Origin of the sequence: Sphingobacterium sp. PCS056 (assembly GCF_023273895.1) — a bacterium.
In the GTDB taxonomy this organism is placed as follows: domain Bacteria; phylum Bacteroidota; class Bacteroidia; order Sphingobacteriales; family Sphingobacteriaceae; genus Sphingobacterium.
Genome location: NZ_CP096883.1, coordinates 4,410,323 through 4,429,200, shown reverse-complemented (window position 1 = coordinate 4,429,200; position 18,878 = coordinate 4,410,323). Strand labels below are relative to the sequence as shown.

The 18,878-nt window shown below is 34.3% G+C and carries 20 protein-coding genes and 1 riboswitch; of the genes, 12 read left to right on the top strand and 8 right to left on the bottom strand.

Features of this window, described 5'->3' with window-relative positions; all coding sequences use genetic code 11:
- Positions 1 to 41: 41 nt before the first annotated feature.
- Complete coding sequence (fabG, locus tag MUB18_RS18525; RefSeq protein WP_045752681.1) at positions 42 to 785, bottom strand: 3-oxoacyl-[acyl-carrier-protein] reductase; 744 nt, start codon at positions 783 to 785, stop codon at positions 42 to 44.
- 297 nt (positions 786 to 1,082) lie between these two features.
- Here fabG and MUB18_RS18520 point away from each other — a divergent pair, with 297 nt between their 5' ends.
- The 3 genes from MUB18_RS18520 to MUB18_RS18510 all read left to right on the top strand — a co-directional run bounded on the left by MUB18_RS18520 (position 1,083) and on the right by MUB18_RS18510 (position 4,483).
- A complete protein-coding gene (locus MUB18_RS18520) occupies positions 1,083 to 2,591 on the top strand; it encodes a malate:quinone oxidoreductase (protein WP_248754199.1) in 1,509 nt (502 codons plus the stop codon).
- Positions 2,592 to 2,600: 9 nt separating this feature from the next.
- A riboswitch (TPP riboswitch) is annotated at positions 2,601 to 2,746 on the top strand.
- Between the two features lie 56 nt (positions 2,747 to 2,802).
- Positions 2,803 to 3,435, top strand: a complete 633-nt coding sequence (pnuC, locus tag MUB18_RS18515; protein WP_248754198.1) for a nicotinamide riboside transporter PnuC — start codon at positions 2,803 to 2,805, stop codon at positions 3,433 to 3,435.
- Entirely contained in the window at positions 3,416 to 4,483 is a 1,068-nt protein-coding gene (locus MUB18_RS18510; protein ID WP_248754197.1) for an acyl-CoA dehydrogenase, read from the top strand. The genes pnuC and MUB18_RS18510 overlap by 20 nt, the downstream gene beginning before the upstream one ends.
- Positions 4,484 to 4,521: 38 nt before the next feature.
- Here the strand turns inward: MUB18_RS18510 and MUB18_RS18505 are convergent, their stop codons facing one another.
- Positions 4,522 to 4,725, bottom strand: coding sequence for a DUF6965 family protein (locus MUB18_RS18505; RefSeq protein ID WP_248754196.1), 204 nt, complete (start codon positions 4,723 to 4,725; stop codon positions 4,522 to 4,524).
- 114 nt (positions 4,726 to 4,839) lie between these two features.
- Here MUB18_RS18505 and MUB18_RS18500 point away from each other — a divergent pair, with 114 nt between their 5' ends.
- Entirely contained in the window at positions 4,840 to 5,346 is a 507-nt protein-coding gene (locus tag MUB18_RS18500) for a GNAT family N-acetyltransferase (protein WP_248754195.1), read from the top strand.
- Between the two features lie 176 nt (positions 5,347 to 5,522).
- Here MUB18_RS18500 and MUB18_RS18495 read toward each other — a convergent pair whose 3' ends face one another.
- Positions 5,523 to 6,359, bottom strand: a complete 837-nt coding sequence (locus tag MUB18_RS18495; RefSeq protein ID WP_248754194.1) for an alpha/beta hydrolase — start codon at positions 6,357 to 6,359, stop codon at positions 5,523 to 5,525.
- A gap of 183 nt (positions 6,360 to 6,542) precedes the next feature.
- Between MUB18_RS18495 and MUB18_RS18490 the strand changes: the two genes are divergently transcribed.
- Positions 6,543 to 7,013 carry a hypothetical protein gene (locus MUB18_RS18490; RefSeq protein ID WP_248754193.1) on the top strand — a complete coding sequence of 157 codons (471 nt, stop codon included), beginning with the start codon at positions 6,543 to 6,545 and terminating at the stop codon, positions 7,011 to 7,013.
- A gap of 366 nt (positions 7,014 to 7,379) precedes the next feature.
- On the top strand, positions 7,380 to 8,336 hold the full coding sequence (locus MUB18_RS18485; protein WP_248754192.1) for a helix-turn-helix domain-containing GNAT family N-acetyltransferase: 957 nt from the start codon (positions 7,380 to 7,382) through the stop codon (positions 8,334 to 8,336).
- A 324-nt stretch (positions 8,337 to 8,660) separates the two neighbouring features.
- Here the strand turns inward: MUB18_RS18485 and MUB18_RS18480 are convergent, their stop codons facing one another.
- The 4 genes from MUB18_RS18480 to MUB18_RS18465 form a co-directional block, all read right to left on the bottom strand.
- Entirely contained in the window at positions 8,661 to 9,224 is a 564-nt protein-coding gene (locus tag MUB18_RS18480) for a DUF4230 domain-containing protein (protein ID WP_248754191.1), read from the bottom strand.
- Between the two features lie 411 nt (positions 9,225 to 9,635).
- Entirely contained in the window at positions 9,636 to 9,797 is a 162-nt protein-coding gene (locus MUB18_RS18475) for a DUF1801 domain-containing protein (RefSeq protein WP_248754190.1), read from the bottom strand.
- A 2-nt stretch (positions 9,798 to 9,799) separates the two neighbouring features.
- Positions 9,800 to 10,249 carry an SRPBCC domain-containing protein gene (locus MUB18_RS18470; RefSeq protein WP_248754189.1) on the bottom strand — a complete coding sequence of 150 codons (450 nt, stop codon included), beginning with the start codon at positions 10,247 to 10,249 and terminating at the stop codon, positions 9,800 to 9,802.
- Positions 10,250 to 10,930, bottom strand: a complete 681-nt coding sequence (locus MUB18_RS18465; protein ID WP_248754188.1) for a DinB family protein — start codon at positions 10,928 to 10,930, stop codon at positions 10,250 to 10,252.
- Positions 10,931 to 11,543: 613 nt separating this feature from the next.
- Between MUB18_RS18465 and MUB18_RS18460 the strand changes: the two genes are divergently transcribed.
- From MUB18_RS18460 to bla, 6 genes are all read left to right on the top strand, one after another.
- On the top strand, positions 11,544 to 13,880 hold the full coding sequence (locus MUB18_RS18460) for a GH92 family glycosyl hydrolase (protein WP_248754187.1): 2,337 nt from the start codon (positions 11,544 to 11,546) through the stop codon (positions 13,878 to 13,880).
- 304 nt (positions 13,881 to 14,184) lie between these two features.
- Positions 14,185 to 14,595, top strand: a complete 411-nt coding sequence (locus tag MUB18_RS18455) for an Rrf2 family transcriptional regulator (protein WP_248754186.1) — start codon at positions 14,185 to 14,187, stop codon at positions 14,593 to 14,595.
- Between the two features lie 49 nt (positions 14,596 to 14,644).
- Complete coding sequence (locus tag MUB18_RS18450) at positions 14,645 to 15,493, top strand: SDR family oxidoreductase (protein WP_248754185.1); 849 nt, start codon at positions 14,645 to 14,647, stop codon at positions 15,491 to 15,493.
- Positions 15,494 to 15,639: 146 nt separating this feature from the next.
- Positions 15,640 to 16,026, top strand: a complete 387-nt coding sequence (locus tag MUB18_RS18445; RefSeq protein WP_248754184.1) for a VOC family protein — start codon at positions 15,640 to 15,642, stop codon at positions 16,024 to 16,026.
- A 98-nt stretch (positions 16,027 to 16,124) separates the two neighbouring features.
- The gene (locus tag MUB18_RS18440) at positions 16,125 to 16,493 is read left to right on the top strand and encodes a DUF2200 domain-containing protein (RefSeq protein WP_248754183.1); all 369 of its coding nucleotides are present in this window, start codon (positions 16,125 to 16,127) and stop codon (positions 16,491 to 16,493) included.
- 288 nt (positions 16,494 to 16,781) lie between these two features.
- Positions 16,782 to 17,693, top strand: coding sequence for a class A beta-lactamase, subclass A2 (gene bla / locus MUB18_RS18435; RefSeq protein WP_411028106.1), 912 nt, complete (start codon positions 16,782 to 16,784; stop codon positions 17,691 to 17,693).
- Positions 17,694 to 17,805: 112 nt separating this feature from the next.
- On the opposite strand, the gene MUB18_RS18430 is transcribed toward bla, so the two are convergent.
- Entirely contained in the window at positions 17,806 to 18,798 is a 993-nt protein-coding gene (locus MUB18_RS18430) for a 2-hydroxyacid dehydrogenase (protein ID WP_248754181.1), read from the bottom strand.
- Between the last annotated feature and the right edge of the window lie 80 nt (positions 18,799 to 18,878).

Genomic DNA, 18,878 nt, shown 5'->3' with positions numbered 1-18,878 from the left:
GAAAGCCTAAGAACCTTTTTTATGTTTTGATATATATGTGATTATAACATACCGCCATCTACTGGTAATACTTGTCCTGTTACGTATGCAGATAGATCGGATGCAAGAAACAAACATACATTTGCGACATCTTCCGCTTCTCCAGCACGTTTCAGTGGTATACCAGCTTCCCATCCTGCGACTACTTTAGGATCTAATACTTCCGTCATTTCGGTACGGATAAATCCTGGTGCCACCACGTTGGATCTGATGTTGCGTGATCCTAACTCTTTAGCAACTGATTTTGAAAAGCCGATAATACCAGCTTTGGAAGCAGCATAATTTGCTTGACCTGCATTTCCTTGAACTCCTACTACAGAGCTCATATTAATAAAAGAACCTTTACGGTTTTTCATCATGATTTTGGATGCTGCTTTAGTAACATTGAAGACAGATTTTAAATTTACATTGATCACATCATCCCAGTTTTCTTCAGTCATACGCATTAACAACCCGTCTTTTGTAATACCGGCATTGTTGACAACAATATCAATAGTACCAAAATCGGCAACAATGTCACTGATTAATTTTTCAGCTTCATCAAATTTTGATGCATCTGAGCGGTAACCTTTTACAGTAGTTCCAAAAGCTTGAAGTTCTTGCTCTAAAGCTTGACCTTTTTCCACAGATGATAAATATGTGAATGCCACTTTTGCACCGTGTTGTACAAATACTTCAGCAATTTTTCTTCCTATTCCTTTTGAGGCTCCAGTGATTAGAGCAGTTTTTCCTTCAAGTAATTTCATTCTTATGTATTATATGTAATATAAGGTGCTTGCAAAAATGTTAAAACTATCCTACAATCGCAACCTTAATATCAATTTAATTTTGAATTTGCAAAATAATAATCGAAAATTAAGTTGTAATAATACTGTCAACTTGAATGGGGCATGTTAAATAAAAATGGCTAAAACAGTCAGGTTAGGGAATTCTTAATAATAGTATGGTATTTTTGAATAAGTGGTTTTAAAAAGTACAGTTTTTTGACAAAAGGATTGCGTTAATATAAAAATCTATATTAAATTTGCATCAATCACGAAGACATGAGTAAAAAAACAAAAAATACCAAAGAGGTAGACGTCGTTTTAATTGGCGCAGGTATCATGAGCGCAACTCTAGGCACACTTATTAATGAGTTGAGTCCAGATATTAAAATAGAGATTTTAGAGCGCTTGGATGTTGTTGCAGCAGAGAGTTCAGATGCATGGAATAATGCAGGAACTGGTCACTCTGCATTATGTGAGTTGAATTATACCCCACAACAAGCGGATGGTACAGTTTCAATTGATAAAGCAATCAGTATTGCGGAACAATTTGAAGTATCTAAACAATTTTGGACTTACTTGGTTGATCAAGGAGTTATCAAAAAACCGGAAAACTTTATTCGATCTGTTCCGCACATGAGTGCTGTTTTCGGTGAAAAAGATATTGATTTCCTTCATAAGAGATTTGATGCTTTATCCGAGAATAACTTGTTCAAGGGCATGGAATATACGGAGGATAAAGCGGTTTTAAATGAATGGATTCCATTAATGATGAAAGGTCGTCCTGACGATGATAAAATCGCTGCGACGAAAATGATATTAGGCACGGATGTAAATTTTGGCGCGTTGACGCGTGATTTGGTTGAACATTTGGATGCTAAAGAAAATATTACCTTGCATCTTACCCAAGAAGTACGTGACATTGATAGAAATGACAATGGTACGTGGGAATTGGAGGTCAAGGATTTAAAAACTGGTGAAAAAAGATCAATCAACGCTAAATTTGTTTTTATAGGTGCTGGTGGACACTCTTTACTATTGCTAGAGAAATCGGGTATTCCTGAATCTAAAGGTTATGGAGGATTTCCTGTTGGTGGTCAGTGGTTACGCTGTGTCAATGAAGATGTCATCAAAGATCATCATGCGAAAGTATATGGTAAAGCCTCTATTGGTGCTCCTCCTATGTCTGTGCCACACCTTGATACACGTTATATAGATGGTAAACAGGCTTTGTTGTTTGGACCATATGCTGGTTTTTCTACTAAATTTTTAAAACAAGGTTCTTATTTTGATTTACCTGCTTCGATCAAGTTATCAAATATTAAACCGATGCTATCTGTAGGACGTGACAATATGGATCTTACAAAATATTTAATATCTGAGGTGATGAAAAGTCCCAAAGATAAATTAGATGCTTTGAAACAGTTTATGCCAACAGCGCAATTAGAGGATTGGAAAATAGAAGTTGCTGGCCAGCGTGTACAAGTGATCAAAAAGGATGCTAAACATGGTGGTGTGCTAGAATTTGGAACGGAGGTTGTCTCTTCTGCAGATGGTTCTATTGCAGCGTTGCTAGGTGCCTCACCAGGTGCCTCTACTTCTGTAGCTATCATGATCAAACTTCTGAAAAGATGTTTTCCAGAACGTGCTAAAGCAGATGAATATCGCAAAAAATTGCGAGAAATGATCCCGACGCACGGACAATCATTAAATGATGATGCAGAGCTTTGTGTAGCGACTAGAAAGCGCACACATACTGCATTAAAGCTTGAGAATTTTAAAGATTAATTTCTTTTAACCATACTTATGGGGTGCTTGCAGTAAATGTACTGGTACAGGCTGAGATTATACCCAAATAACAAGAATTGCTCAATACCCTGAGCAATTCTTGTTATATACCTGATCCAGATAATGCTGGCGTAGGGATATTTAATTTCAAAAATCTTGCATTTATAGCTATTTCATAAGTGTGTATTATTTTATCTTACACATATTTTAAATGCAGTTAAATCAAATTTTATACGATTTTTTACAGCAGATCAAAGCGACATCTTTGCCTGAATGGTTAGCCGTTGGCTTTGGTGTTTTACAAGTTTGGTTCGCTAAATCTAATAAATCTATCAATTATCTTTTTGGTATTTGTGGTATATTAATGTCAATTTACGTTCTGTTTTTCGCGAAATTATATGGTGAAATAGCCTTAAATATGTACTACCTACTGATGAGTATCTATGGTTGGATGTATTGGCAACAAAACCGTACAGATCATCATGTCATCACGCGATCATCAAAAAATGATTGGATCGTAGTATCATTGATTTGTATCATTGGTTTTATTGTATTTTATTTCGGATTATTGCATGCTACAGACTCTGATGTTCCTTTGTGGGATGCGCTTGTGTCCTGTACAGCATGGGCGGGAATGTGGCTACTGGCCAAGCGAAAGATCGAGAATTGGATTTTATTAAATATTAGCAATTTTATGGCAATACCATTGCTGTACCATAAAGATCTGTTCTTGTTTGCGGCTTTAACTTTGTTTTTATTTGTCATGGCTTTCTTTGGTTATTTTAACTGGAAAAGAATCCTCAAAAGTGAATTTATATATGATCATGAATCAAACTCACATTAATCTTATAAAAGACCAGCAACAGCATGCAATTAATTGTAAAGCTATGACTGCAGCACAACTGGATTTAAGTATCTCTGAGAAATGGTTTAAGATATGGGTGCCTAAATGTCTTGGCGGTTTGGAATTTTCTTTGTTAGAAGGAATGCAATTGTTGGAGGAATTGGCTTATCACGATGGTGGTTTAGCTTGGACCATTACTTTGTGCTCGGGAGCTAATTTGTTTGTCGGATTTATCGACCCAAAAATTGGCAAAGAGATCTTTCAGAATTCGCAAGTGTGCCTTGGTGGAAGTGGTCGTGCATCTGGATATGCTGAGCGCGAACAAGGTGGGTATCGGATTAAAGGTCATTGGAAATATGCTACCGGTGCCCCACATCTGACTCATTTTACAGCAAATTGTGTCATCACTGAAAAGGGTATACCGGTATTGGACGAAAATGATCAACAGCTTATATATTCTTTCTTTTTCGATCGTAATGATGTATTGATTCATTACGATTGGGATACGTTTGGCTTGGAATGTACTGCAAGCCATAGCTTCTCGGTCGAAAATCTTTTTGTGAAAGATTCACGTAGTTTTGTGATTAATGAATCGAAAAGTACGTGGCCTCAGCTTTTGTACCAGTATCCTTTTATTCCGCTTGCCGAATTAACATTACTAGTTAATTTTATCGGTATGTACAAGCGCTTTATTGATCTGGTTGAAAGGTATTTTATTGTGAAATCTCAGGATGAAGTATGGTTAAAGGATAAAGGAAAGCTTTATTTTAAACGATTGGATAAGATACAAGATGATTTTAATAAACGAAGAGATGTCATATATCAATTGGCAGAGCAATCTTGGAGCAATCTAGAAAAAGAAATGGACAATGCTATTATTTATAACAGGATTGCCATTGAAAGTCGGAGCTTCGTATCCAGTATTAAAGATCATGTGATGCAATTATTTCCACTTTGTGGTATTGAAGCTGCACAGCGAGAAAAGGAGATGAACATCGTATTTAGAAATATTTTTACAGCTTCACAGCACAGTTTATTGCAGGAATAATATCGAAGCGGTAAATGATATCGCATCGATATTAGCAATTATTGACTTTCAAGTGCTTTTTTTAAATTTATCAGACGATGATACGAAGGACATTTTTCTAATTCTTTATTCCAACGTTCTAAAGCAGCTATATTGGCTTGTAGAAACTTGGGCATATCGAAGATATGCATATCAACTGTTATCTGTATTTCATCCGGTAATGATGCAGAATCAAAATATTCTTTTAGTTCCTCAATTGTCATAGATCAAAGATAAAATTATAATGTGACAGAAAAAATTTAAGATTATTCTTTGTTCATATCAAATCATCTATATTTATAAGCTGATGCAAGTTTTACAACAAGATTTGAAGACTCATGAGAATAGAAAAAAGTAGTATCGAAGATTTGGTTGCCCACATGGAATTGTACGATAAAGCGATTGCCTATCAGCATGCCTTAGGCAAAGTGAATTGGTTGGGATTTGAAGAGCGGACTGTACTAGAGGAAATTAGAAGGGGGCAGCAGTATAAAATTGTGATAGACAAACAAGTTGCTTGTGTTTTTCTACTCGCTGACTCTGATCCAATTATTTGGGAAGAAAAAAATAAAGAACCGGCGATTTATATTCATCGTATTGCTACTAATCCACTTTTTAGAGGTCAAAATTTTGTTGTCAAGATCATTGATTTTGTAAAAATAATAGCTAAACAAAAGCAAAAAGAATTTATAAGAATGGATACTACCGCAGGTAATGAACGACTGAACCATTATTATGAGCAATGCGGTTTTAACATAGTAGCTACTATTGCGCTTCAAGGAAATACTGATATGCCAGCGCATTATCGAAATAATTCATTTACACTTTTCGAAATGAGGGTATAATATCATTTTTATACTCATAATTTATTGTCTGTAAGCAATGCTTATGATCGGTGAAAGGGCCGATTCTATAATTTTTTCTTTTTAATTTACAGTGCTAATTTCTACTCATATATGTTATTGGAATATAAGCTGTCAATAAATCAATAGGGTAGATCGCATAGGGAAAGATAACCAATTTATTTCTTTGGGTATAATTTTTTAAATGCATTGTATACGGCTTGGTGAACAATTGTTGCGTGCAATTCTTGTGGTAAATAGTCAAAACATACATTGATGTTATTGGTTTGTTTCAACATCTTATAAAAGTTGATTGATTCCTTGTACATTTTGACGTCTTCATCTTTATTAGGAACTCCTAAATAGACGTTTAATGGGTTGTTGACATGAGCATGTAATGCATCTTTAGATTCATGTAATAACTTTTGTTCTCCCCACCACAGGCTTGGTGCTATAATGATATACTTACTAAACAAATGGGGCTTCTTCACTAGAATTTCAGATGCTAACAGACCTGCTAATGATTCTCCAATAATGGTACGATCTGTATTTGCATGATATTTATTTTCCATGTAGGGCTGTAGTTCTCTTTCCAGAAATGCAATGTATGCTGCTGATTTTCCATACTGAGAAAAATTTTCTTTCTTAAAACCTTCTTTTTCCAGGAAGTCGAGGTTGGGAACTGCAAAGGTGAAATCTCTTTTTCTATTCGTATTTTCGATCCCAACAATAATTGATTTTGGAAATTGCGCAATCCACGGTTGTGTATAATAACGAACGATCCCAACTAGATGAATAAAATCTTCTTCTACACCACCATCTAATATATAAATAATGGGGTATTTGATCGTGTCGGTAGCACTATAATTTTCTGGTAAATATATATTGATTGTTCTGTTTTCTCCAAGTACTGTAGAATGTATATGATCTCTTTGTCCAAGGATAATTGCTTTTTGAGAATACGCGTTATACGACGAGAAAATAATTGCAATGAATACTGATAGATACTTTGTCATTAGATATTTTTTGTGCAGCGGACTGGTGTACTATGATCTGAGTAAAGATAAGGCTTATCCTGTAAAAACGATCATAAAAAACCATAGATATAGGGAACTATGGCTTCATTGAAGATGCTCAATATAATCATTAAACACTATAAGCATTTGATTGTTATATATATAAGTAATAAGCTAGTTCTTATGGACAATATTAAAAAAAGTTTGGATGCATGTCTTGTGCGATACAATAAGTATTATGGCTTTCTAGAAAATCCCCATAAATTTAGTATAGATTGTAATCCACAGCGATTGATTATTAGAAATTTTGCATTGCGACATGATCGACGAGATCTATATGAAGAATATATTCGAAGTTTCTATCCTGAACACGCAGTTAAAGAATTGGGAGAATTTGATTCATGTCTCATGTATCTGAAATTTTTCAATAAAGAAGAGGCTAAAAGCTGGTTTATTTCAAACGATACAAAAATGGTTGAATCGGACATTCGAGCTAGTGAAAGTAATGCCATTTTGAGAATGTTGTTTGTGGAAGATGACATCGATTGCAAAGAATTGCAAATTGATGATAAATCGTATGTCTTAAATCGAGTTACGCCTGAATCTATATTACAGACACGGGATAATTTTTGGGTGGATACTCGTATTTGCTAATGCGTAAAAATTTTATATTTGCATATATGGATTTTAAAAGTCTTTATAATGGGGGGATTGTCGTGATGTTATACTTATTCTCTATTGTGCTCATTTTAACATAGAAAATAATCTGTAAAGAAAGATATCTTCCATAAATTTGTGTTACACTGAGTTTTTTTATCTCATTTTTATGAGTAACCTAGTCTATTAATAGGTTTTAATTAAAGCTTACAAAAAGATTGAGCTCACTTATTTTTGGAGCATCAGGAAATTTTTAAGTAATGTAAGTCCTGTATCTTATTGGGATCAGGGAAATATTTTTGTAATTTTACATAACCAGTTACATAACTGGTTATGTAATATAAATTTTTTAAAAATAGTTTTATGAATTTCTTTAATAAGACGGGAAAAATGGCTATGGGAAGTAGATTGCGATTATTGACTAATAAGGTCACCGAAGATGCTGCTCAGATATATGAACTTTATCATGTGGAGTTTCTTCCAAAGTGGTTTCCTGTATTCTTTATTTTGTCTGAAGAAGGAGAAAAAACGATTACTGATCTTGCTTATGAAATTGGACATTCGCAACCTTCTGTTACTAAAATAATCAGAGAAATGGCTCAGGCTGGACTTGTTGAAGATAATTTATCATCACGAGATAAACGTAGAAATGTTGTGGGCTTAACTGATAAAGGAAAAAATCTCAGTGAAACAATAAAAATTTCATGTAGCGACGTGGATGCAGCAATCGAAACTGTTATAGGAGAAGCTACTCATAATCTTTGGGAAGCAATTGAAGAGTGGGAGGTGCTTTTGGAACAAAAATCATTGTTAAAAAGAGTAAAAGAACAAAAAAAGATACGTGAAAGTAAAGCAGTACAAATTGTACCTTATCAAGCTGAACACCAATTAGCTTTTAGATCTCTTAATGAAGAATGGATTTCTACTTATTTTGAGATGGAAGAAGCTGATTACCGAGCTCTAGAGCATCCTCAAGAATACATCTTAGATCAAGGTGGGGCTATTTTAGTCGCTCTTTATCATCATGAACCAGTGGGTGTTTGTGCTCTTATTAAAATGAAGGATAGAGATTATGATTTTGAAATGGCAAAAATGGCTGTATCTCCAAGAGCACAGGGTAAAAATTTAGGATTTTTGCTTGGTCAAGCTGTCGTAAACAAAGCTAAAGAATTAGGTGCTGCAAATATATACTTAGAGAGTAATACCATTCTGAAACCTGCTATCAATTTATATCATAAGCTCGGATTCCAAAAAATTGTAGGACGAGCCACGCCATATAAAAGATGTAATATTCAGATGGTTTTAGAATTGGGTAGGTAAATATATATATATGATTTCTTAATAAATGGAAACTTTAACTGCTTAATATGGAGTAAATTATAAAGATAATGGGTGTAGGTCGTAGATAAAACTTGTAGCATTTATCACTGAGTGTGCAGATTTAAATAATTTCAATGCCTAGCTCTTTGTAAACTTTTAGTGCCGTATGGTCTGGATCTGCTTCAGTAATAATACTGTCTAGATCTTGGGCAGGTCCTATATAAAATGCCTCTACCGTACTGCTACTTTTATATGTTCAATGTACTGTTACGCTATCTCCTAGAGATTTCGAACGTAAATTGCAAACGGGTGGAACCTACGGTTTTATTCTTCAAATGAAAGGCTCACCTTATTGAAACCTAAACTTTTTAATAGTGGTGTAAATACATTCAGCGCATTTGTGCGGGTCTGTAGTAAGATGTCGGACTTTTTAACTTCTGATGCAATTTCCTTTTCTGCATTTTTATAGGCTTCGTCTACGAGATCTGCTTCTCGGAAAAATGCCATCTTGGTATCATATACACGTGAAGATTTATGATCGATCTTGATGTAACAAATTTCGGGTTTAGGTAGTTTCATTGCAACAGAGTCTCCATAAACTTGGATATCTTCTGATTTTACTTTTGTCAAATCGATACAGCCTACGGCATCTGCTTTGATGATCAAAAGAACGCTCGCATCGGGTAAGAATGTGGAAACGTTTTTATGTTCAAGTACATCACTCAATCTGTATTTGACCAGTTCTAGTTTGCCCATTGCTTCGATGCGCTCGATCAAAAGCTGATGTGTCGTTACTGTTGTGGTTTTATTTTCAAGCTTTGACCAAACCAACCAACCTAAGACAGTAATAATTGCTAATATGAATACTATTTTTAAAAATTTTGCCATGACATAATATAATCAATTTATAGACCAATAATTCATTTTACTATGTAAAAATTTTATGTCATAACGATTAAGCTATTTGTAGAGAGTCTTAGCCATATTAATGATATTAAAGCAACTGGGTATTTATTGGATGGTTTGTGACTATGCAAGGTGTGTAGATAGGCTCTTTGCTGTATTACTCAAGTGTAATCGCAAATTCATAATAGCTGTTTCTAATCTCCCCTTAGAGCTGTCCTTTTGTATTGCTAATGTGTTTGTATAGTTGATGCTTTTTGTTTCAGGATTCAACTTTGGGTTGTCCTTAATTTTTAAACAGACAAAACGTTGTGGAGTTAAGATTATGGATCGATTGAATTTTTTTCTCAGGAATTGATCATGTATATGATTTTACTTGTGACGATCCATAGATAGTTAACAAAATATCCTATTTTTATAGCAGAAACAGGGCATGCCCCATTTCTGCGCTTCTTTGATTAGCGTATCCTGTTGTAGAATTATCTTGCGCAGTGCAAGTAAGCAACTTTTATTGTGCTCGACTATGTTCTCATAATATTCATCAAAAACATGGACCACCTTTATTCGCAGATTTGTTTTAGACGGGCTAAAGCTTTAGGCCATGTTTCGTCAAAATAAGTTAGATATTGATCCATGACATCCACTTTAACGGTGACTGTAGTAACATCATCTTGCTCCTCAAAGTGATAATTTTCAGTACAGCCTGTCCAACCTTCTACTGCAGGTCCTTCTAAAATTTCTGTATCCCCATGTAGTATTCCGTAATGAGCTATAGAAATAAATTTATTTGGAATATGTTCCGCAATTTTGGCGATCATTCCTTCTCTTTTTCCTTCTTTATTGATGCCGATAAAATAAATTTTATCTCCTTTGTTCCATCCGCCTTCGTAATCTGAAGTGGGTTGGAATTCAGCTGTCCATAATTTATAAGTGGGTCTATCAAGCATTTTATAAAAGACTTGTTCAACGGGTGCTTTGATATTGATCTGATAGGTTTTAGTTCTCATCATTTATTTTTTAGGAAAATTTGGATTTTTCTTTACTTCTTCTATTTGTTTAATGTGTCTAGCGCAGTGTGCTGCAATAAAGAGCAGATTTTGGTAACCATCGACTATACCGGTCGGATACTCACTAATGTGATTGCGTAGATCATCAAGATTAGCTCTTTTAATATATTGCACTACAGGTTCTCGTGCTGCAGTGAAGTCGCTCATTGCGATACTGCTATTGTTATACTTTCCTGTAGGTTGCAACTCCTTGGGAGCTTGAAATTTTTGACTTCGATCGGTCATCATCGTAATTAAATCTTGATCAGTTGTTTTTACTTCGTTTTTTCGTTGAGGTTGTGCAGTTTTTGCTAGTTCTTTTTGGGCCATGTCAAATAACATTTTCTCTGAGCGAATAATGTGTTCTAAACATTGACTGATAGACCATTTACCTTCTCCAGGGCTAAATTGTAGTTGCGCTTCACTAAGTCCGGAAATATTGTTTTGTAACAACTGGGTGGTGTATTGAAAATATTGCAGTAATGAATCAATATTTCCATGAGGATTTAAAATTGTAATAGGACTAGCTTTTCGAATTGATGTTTGCAATATAGCTGTATTATTACTATCTGAAACAGCTAGTGCCGTGAATGGTAGGATTATACCCGCACTTAGTGTTAGTATAACTTTTATAATTGTTTTCATAATTTAATAATTTTTTAGATTTTGATATCCAGGTATATATAATGTAAAGGTGTCTTTTACTGTTTATATAATCAATAATAAATATTAACAATTTTAGTTTTATTTTTTTTTAATATGCTTAGCATAGGACAAGAAAATTTTCCTTTTCCTATCAATCATTTTTAATTCTATAGTGAACACTTTTGTGCAATACACTTTTTTATAATGTTTAACAGTATTTTAACGGTATAAAGAGTTCACTACTTACTGTATTGTGTGATCTTGTAATATAATCCTTATTATTGTAGATTGGATATATCATATCTATTTCTATTCTTTTATGATGCATCTAGACTGATTTTTTATATGAATTGCTATTATCTCATACTATGCTTTTGAGAGAAGCAGGGAGGAAAGTTATGGTTGGGATCAATATAGTCGGATAGTGATGATTTTACAATTGAAAATAATAGGAACTACGTTAAATAATTCAGTTAAAATGTATGTTGAAAAATGATGAGAAAAGCTTTAATGGAGGATAGTGCTTGTCAAGATGGAAACTTTGATAAGTGAACTATAAGCATGAAACTACATGATTATAAAATAAACAAATAATACTTTTTATAACAAATCAATGAACATAAAAATCTTACTTACTTTAAACGATTGTAGAATACCTTTGAAATCTTGGATAGCGATACATGCTGTCTATAAATTTATAAATTGGCAGAAAATCAGTTCCGTTCTGCTCTTTATTTTCATGCTACAATATGCTGTTGCGCAAAAAAAACCTATTGACTTTGTCAATCCTTTTATTGGAACCACAAACTATGGTACTACAAATCCTGGGGCTCAGGTTCCGCAGGGCTTAATGAATGTTTCTCCCTTTAATGTGATGGGATCATCTTTGAATAAATTTAATAAGGATGCACAATGGTGGTCAACTCCTTATGAGTATCATAATAAATTTTTCACTGGATTTTCTCATGTTAACCTAAGTGGTGTGGGGTGTCCAGATATGGGAAGTCTTTTGTTGATGCCTACTACAGGGGATCTTCAGGTAGATTATAAAAATTACGGAAGCACTTACAAGGATGAGCATGCTTCGCCAGGATACTATTCTAATTATTTGGAAAAGTATGGTGTTAAAACTGAAGCAACTGCTTCACTTAGAACAGGAATTTCAAGATTTACATTTCCTAAAGGCAAAAGCCATATTTTATTAAATTTAGGAGAAGGGCTTACTAATGAAACGGGGGCTACTATGCGATTTGTAAATGATCATGAGATCGAAGGATCAAAGTTGTTGGGATCGTTTTGCTATGTAAATAATCAGGCTGTATATCCTATTTATTTTGTTATGCGTTTAAGTAAGAAACCAATTCAGAAAGGATATTGGAAATTTCAGCGATCAGGTGATGCTTGGGAAAATGAATGGAATAAAGATGCGGGAAAATATAAACTTTTTACATCGTATCAAAATGAACTTTCGGGTGATGATATTGGGGCATTTTTGAGCTTTGAAACAATAGAAAATGAACAAATTGAAGTTCAGCTAGGGGTTTCTTTTGTTAGTATAGCGAATGCAAGAGAAAATCTGGAGCAGGAGCAACCTAGTGGAGGATTTGATCAGATCAAGACAGCGGCTGCTAAAAAATGGAATGAAGATCTATCTAAAATAGAAGTGGAAGGTGGTACAGATGATCAGAAAACTGTTTTTTATACAGCATTGTATCATGCGCTCATTCATCCTAATATTTTACAAGATTTCAATGGTCAATATCCAGCGATGGAGAGTAGAGAAACGCTCCATACAAATGGTAATCGATACACTGTTTTTTCACTTTGGGATACTTATAGAAATGTTCAACCCTTGATGAGTTTACTGTTTCCAGATCGTCAAACTGAAATGATAAAATCGATGATTGATATTTACAAGGAGAGTGGATGGATGCCTAAGTGGGAATTATATGGCCGAGAGTCCTATACGATGGATGGCGATCCTGCTATTCCTGTTATTGTTGATGCTTGGATGAAAGGTATTCGGGATTACGATTATCAAGCAGCTTATGATGCTTTTTATAAATCTGCCACATGCGTGGATAGTACAAATAAAATAAGACCTGACAATGCTGATTATGTCAAGTATGGATATGTACCTCTCCGTGCAGCATTTGATAATTCTGTTTCTCACTCGATAGAATATTATCTTGCAGACTGGAATCTTTCGCAGTTTGCGGCGTCATTAGGTAAGAAGGAAGATGCAAAATTATTTGCGGAGCGTGCGAAAGGTTATCAGCATTATTATTCTAAAGATTACGGAACATTCAGACCTATACTTCCAGATGGAACTTTTTTAACTCCTTTTGATCCTTTACAAGGCGCTAATTTTGAGCCCAATCCAGGTTTTCATGAGGGAAATGCATGGAATTATACTTTCGCTATTCCGCATGATATTCCTGGCTTAGTGAAATTAATGGGCGGTAAGCGTAATTTTGTTGAAAAACTTCAGGCTACTTTTGATAAAGGCTATTTTGATGTGACCAATGAACCTGATATGCTGTACCCACATATCTTTTCTGAAATAGAGGGTGAAGAATGGCGTACTCAAAAATTAGTAACGGAAATATTAAATACTCATTTTAAAAATACAGCAGCGGGTATACCTGGAAATGATGATACCGGTACGATGTCTACTTGGGCTTCTATGAATATGATGGGGATTTATCCCCTTTGTCCAGGAAGACCTGAATATACGGTAGTGACACCAGTGTTTGATAAAGTAACCATTCATTTGGATGCTAAGTATCATCATGGAAAGGATAAATTAATTATTAGACGTGAGCGTCAAGGAGTGGAATGCTATATTAAAAACATTGCTATAGATGGAAAAAAATCAAAAGGATTTAAAGTCTCTCATCATGATCTTGTAAATAGTAATGAGATCGTGATTACTACAGGTAGTCGTTAATTGTAAACGTACTGATCATGATTAACAGCCTAGCTATACTTTTGAAAAGGAGTTTTAAATTTGGGCAGAAAATGTTAAACATGATCTTAATAATCCTGTAGTGAAAAATGATGAACTATTATAGTAGATTGATTATGAGCATTAATATGTTAATGATTGTAATCAATTTACTAAAATGTAGGAGCATCTGCATAATCTCTCACAGGGGGTAAATACATCGATTTATAAATTAAATGTCATTTTTAAATCTAATTGTAATATAAATTATTACAATATAAATAATCTGATTACATTTGTTGACGATATGAATAACACACGATTTTCAACGGCATTACATATATTGACTTTATTGGCCGATAGTGGGGATAATTGGGTAAATTCGGATTGGATTGCAGGAAGTATTAATATTAATGCGGCGATGGTCAGAAAAGAATTGAGTACGCTGCAAGATGCTGGCTTTGTCGTAGGACGTAAGGGCAAAGTAGGTGGGTCAATGTTAAATAAGCCTAGCGAAGATATATCACTAGCCGATATTTATGTCGCGGTGAAGAATTCGGAAATATTAGGTAAAAAGAATTTAAGTCCTAATCCCAATTGTCCAGTTGGTAAAAGGATTAATGGGGAGTTGGAGAAGTTGTATGCTGAAACAGACCAACTGGTTATTCGTTCATTAAGAGGCATATCATTAGAAAATTTTGCAAAAAAATTTCGTTGATTTTTTTTTGACTTTAAATGTAACAAATTTTATTACAATATAAAGATTTATGAAAATAGGAATTACAGGAGCGACCGGACATCTAGGACGTCTAGTGGTAAAACAATTAAAAGAAAAAGTAGCAGCTGATCATATAGTTGCTTTGGTACGCAACACTCAAAAGGCAGCTGAGTTAGGAGTTGAATCGCGTATATTTGATTATGATAAACCTGAGACTTTGAGCGGATCATTGCAAGGTATTGATCATTTATTGTTAATATCTGGTAATGAAATAGGGCAGCGGAAAACTCAGCATGAAAATGTGATCCTTGCAGCTCAAGAAGCAGGAGTGAAGTGGATTGTATATACTAGTCTTTTACATGCTGATACATCTTCCTTGAGCTTAGCAGAAGAACATTTACTTACAGAGAAAGCTCTTCAATCATCTGGTATACCTTATACTATTCTACGCAATGGATGGTATACGGAAAATTATACGGCATCAGTTCCAGCTGCCATTACCCACGGAGTTTTAATTGGTAGTGCGGGTGAGGGGCAAATTTCATCAGCTGCCCGAGCAGATTATGCTGAAGCAGCTGCAGTTGTTTTAACAAGTTCTAATGAGCAAGGTAAAGTATATGAATTAGTAGGTGACGAGGCATATACACTTGCAGATTTAGCTGCTGAAATATCTAAACAAACAGGTAAAACGATTCCATATCAAAATTTAAGTGAGGCTGAGTACACCGCTGCACTAATAGGTGCTGGTTTGCCAGAAGGTTTAGCGGCGGCTTTTGCAAGTTTTGATGTTGGTGCATCAAAAGGAGATTTGTACGATAATAATAAACAATTGTCATCTTTAATTGGTCGTCCTACTACGACATTGGCAGCAGCAGTGAGGGAAGCTTTGGCAGTATAATACTAATATTATAGTTTTAATTTAATACATCACTTCTATCTGTATGATGGAGGTGATGTGTTTTTTTTCTAGAGATGTTTAACTCATTTTTTTTATATTTATTCTGAATATTTAATGATTAGCCATTAGCAAATGATTTTATAATTATGAAAAAAGTAACTGGATTAGGAGGGGTATTCTTCAAATGTGACGATCCGGAGGCGATAAATAATTGGTATGCCAAAAATCTTGGAATAGTTACTAGCGAGTATGGTGCTAATTTTGAATGGAGAGATGTTGATGATACCTCTAAAAAGGGCAATACCACTTGGTGTACTTTTCCTAAAGAGTCTGAATATTTTAAACCTTCTACTAAGCCATTTATGATTAATTATCGGGTGGATAATCTCGTCGCTTTGGTTGAGGAATTAAAAAAAGAAGATGTGACTATGGTCGATGAAATTTCAGAATTTGAATACGGTAAATTCGTACATATATTAGATCCTGAAGGTAATGTAATTGAACTTTGGGAACCAAAGGGAAATTTTGAATAAGATTTAACTTAGTCATTGATCTTTATAGCAGTCATAGAAATAATAAGGTAGCAATAAATCTAAAGTCGGTAAGGGTATATCATAAAATGACTAAATTAATGAAAATCAAGAGTACACAGGATGAACGTATCGCTAAAATGCTTTTCGCATCCGTTTATCCTCATTATGTCGCAAAAGTTGTAAAGAAAGGCCGAACTAAAGAAGAGTTACATCGGGTGATTCAATGGCTAACTGGATTTGATGATGTGACGTTGCAGCAGCAAATTGATGAGAAAGTGACTTTTGAAATCTTCTTCGATCAGGCGAATCTTAATTCGAACGCAACGTTGATTACTGGTGTCATTTGTGGCTATCGTGTTGAAGAAATAGAAAACCAGCTAACACGGAAGGTGAGGTATTTAGATAAAATCGTAGATGAATTAGCAAAAGGAAAAAAGATAGAAAAAATTATGCGTCGTTCAGAATAAATGTTTGTATATTAGTATATGAGACTGTATAGTAATTGCTCATAAATTGATCGAAGCTAACTCAATAAATAATAAATGGAGCCGTTTACATTATTGTAATCGGCTTTTTTATGGTAATATATTAAATACTAGTCCTATTTAGGAGCAGGAAACTGCACTGTAGTTGTTTGACAGCATTTGTTTTATTAATTTTACATGAATAAAGAATTTAGATCAAAAGATCAGGATTTAAAAAACGAAATTCAACACGTCTTCTTTTACACGAAACCACATAATATTTGATACTCCATGTTAAAAAGTACATACATAATAATGATAATCTTTTTCTTATCGTTTACCAGCTATGCTCAAAATATGGATGGTTTGCAACAGCATATCAATCAAATTATCACTGGTAAAAATGCCTTAGTTGGTGTTGCTATCAGTGGCATAAGCCAAAATGATACAGTAGGTGTACATGCAAGTCAGCGTCTGCCAATGCAAAGCGTATTTAAATTTCCATTAGCAATTGTGATGTTAACAGAGATTGACAAAGGTAATTTTACTTTGGATCAAAAAATTGAAATTACAAAACGTGATCTTACTCCAGAGATCTGGAGTCCTATTCGAGATAAGTATCCTGACGGAGTAACCCTTACATTGAGAGAAATTCTCGAATATACAATTACATTAAGCGATAACATTGGTTGTGATGTCATGTTAAAGCTTCTTGGTGGCCCACAGAAAGTAGAGCAATATTTTGCGAAGCAAGGTTTTAAGAATATCTCTATTAAAATTAATGAAAAAACGATGCAAAGTAATTGGGATAAACAGTTTTTGAATTGGTGCACTCCTCAAGAAATGAACAACATTTTGAAGACATTTTATGTCAATAAAAACAATTTATTGTCCATGTCCATGTATGATTTTCTATGGAGTACGATGAAGTCCACTAACACAGGTCTTAATCAAATAAAAGGACAACTTCCGGCAGGAACTGTGGTCGCACATAAAACGGGCTCGTCGGGTAGAAATAAAGATACAGGTGTTACTGCAGCATTAAATGATGTAGGAATTGTTTCTCTTCCAAATGGCGAATACTTTGTCATTAGTATATTTGTGACAAATTCCAAAGAGAGTAAGGAAACGAATGAGCGGATGATTTCAGACATCGCTAAAGTGACTTGGGATTATTTTACAGGAATTAACAATCGTAACTAGTTATGTATTTTTTTATGCGCTCATAAATATACCGTTTTATTTTTTGATCAGATTCCATTCGAATTGCTTTTGATATCAAAAGCAATTCGAATGGAAATCATTAAACTCTTTTTTAAAGTAATACTTCTTGATCTGTTGCTCCATTTTGCAGCAATTCATCTATACTTTTAAGTGTTCTTTGTGAGATTTGTTCTAAAGCCTCTTTTGTAAAAAAAGCCTGATGTGCAGTTAGCAAAACATTGGGAAAACTCATTAATAACTGAATAGTATCATCGTCTATGATTGTCGCGGACAAATCTTTGAAAAAAAGTTTTTCTTCTTGTTCATAAACGTCAATGCCAAGAAGTCCAATTTGTCTGTTTTTTAAGGCTTGTATAGCATCGGTAGTATTGATCAAGTTGCCTCTGCTGGTGTTAATAATGGTGACACCACTTTTCATCTTATCAATCGATTCTTTGTTAATTAAGTAATGATTGTCAACAGTTAGTGGGCAGTGCAACGATATGATATCTGATTGCGTAAAAAGGGTCTCTAAATCGACATATTTCACCTTAAGTTCACTGAGCGATTGATCTGGATATAGGTCATAAGCAATCACTTCGGCGCCAAAACCCAAAGCAATTTTTGCAAAAGCTTTTCCGATCTTACCTGTTCCAATCACACCAATTTTTTTCTGATATAAATTGAATCCTAATAATCCGTTTAGTGAAAAATTTTGTTCTCGTACACGATTGTATGCTTTATGAGTTTTACGATTCAAAGTCAGTAACATAGCCATGGCATGTTCAGCAACGGCTTCGGGTGAATATGCCGGTACACGACAAATGTAAATACCAAATTCTTTGGCAGCATCCATGTCAACGTTGTTAAAACCCGCACACCGTAAGGCAATTATTTTTACACCTTTTTGGGCAAGCACTTCTATAACTTCCCTATTTAATCGATCATTGACAAAAACACAAACAGCATCTTCTTTTTCTATCGCATTTACGATATGAGGTCCTAAATGTGTTTCGTAAAAATTGAGTTCGAAACCATATTTTTCATTTTCTTTTTCAAAAAATTGTTTATCATAAGGCTTGGTGGAGAAAAAAGCTATTTTCATACTAATTGTTTTACTAGTAAACTTAGGTAAAGTTACTTACAATAGCAATTTGATTACGCCTTATTAAAAATGAATTTATT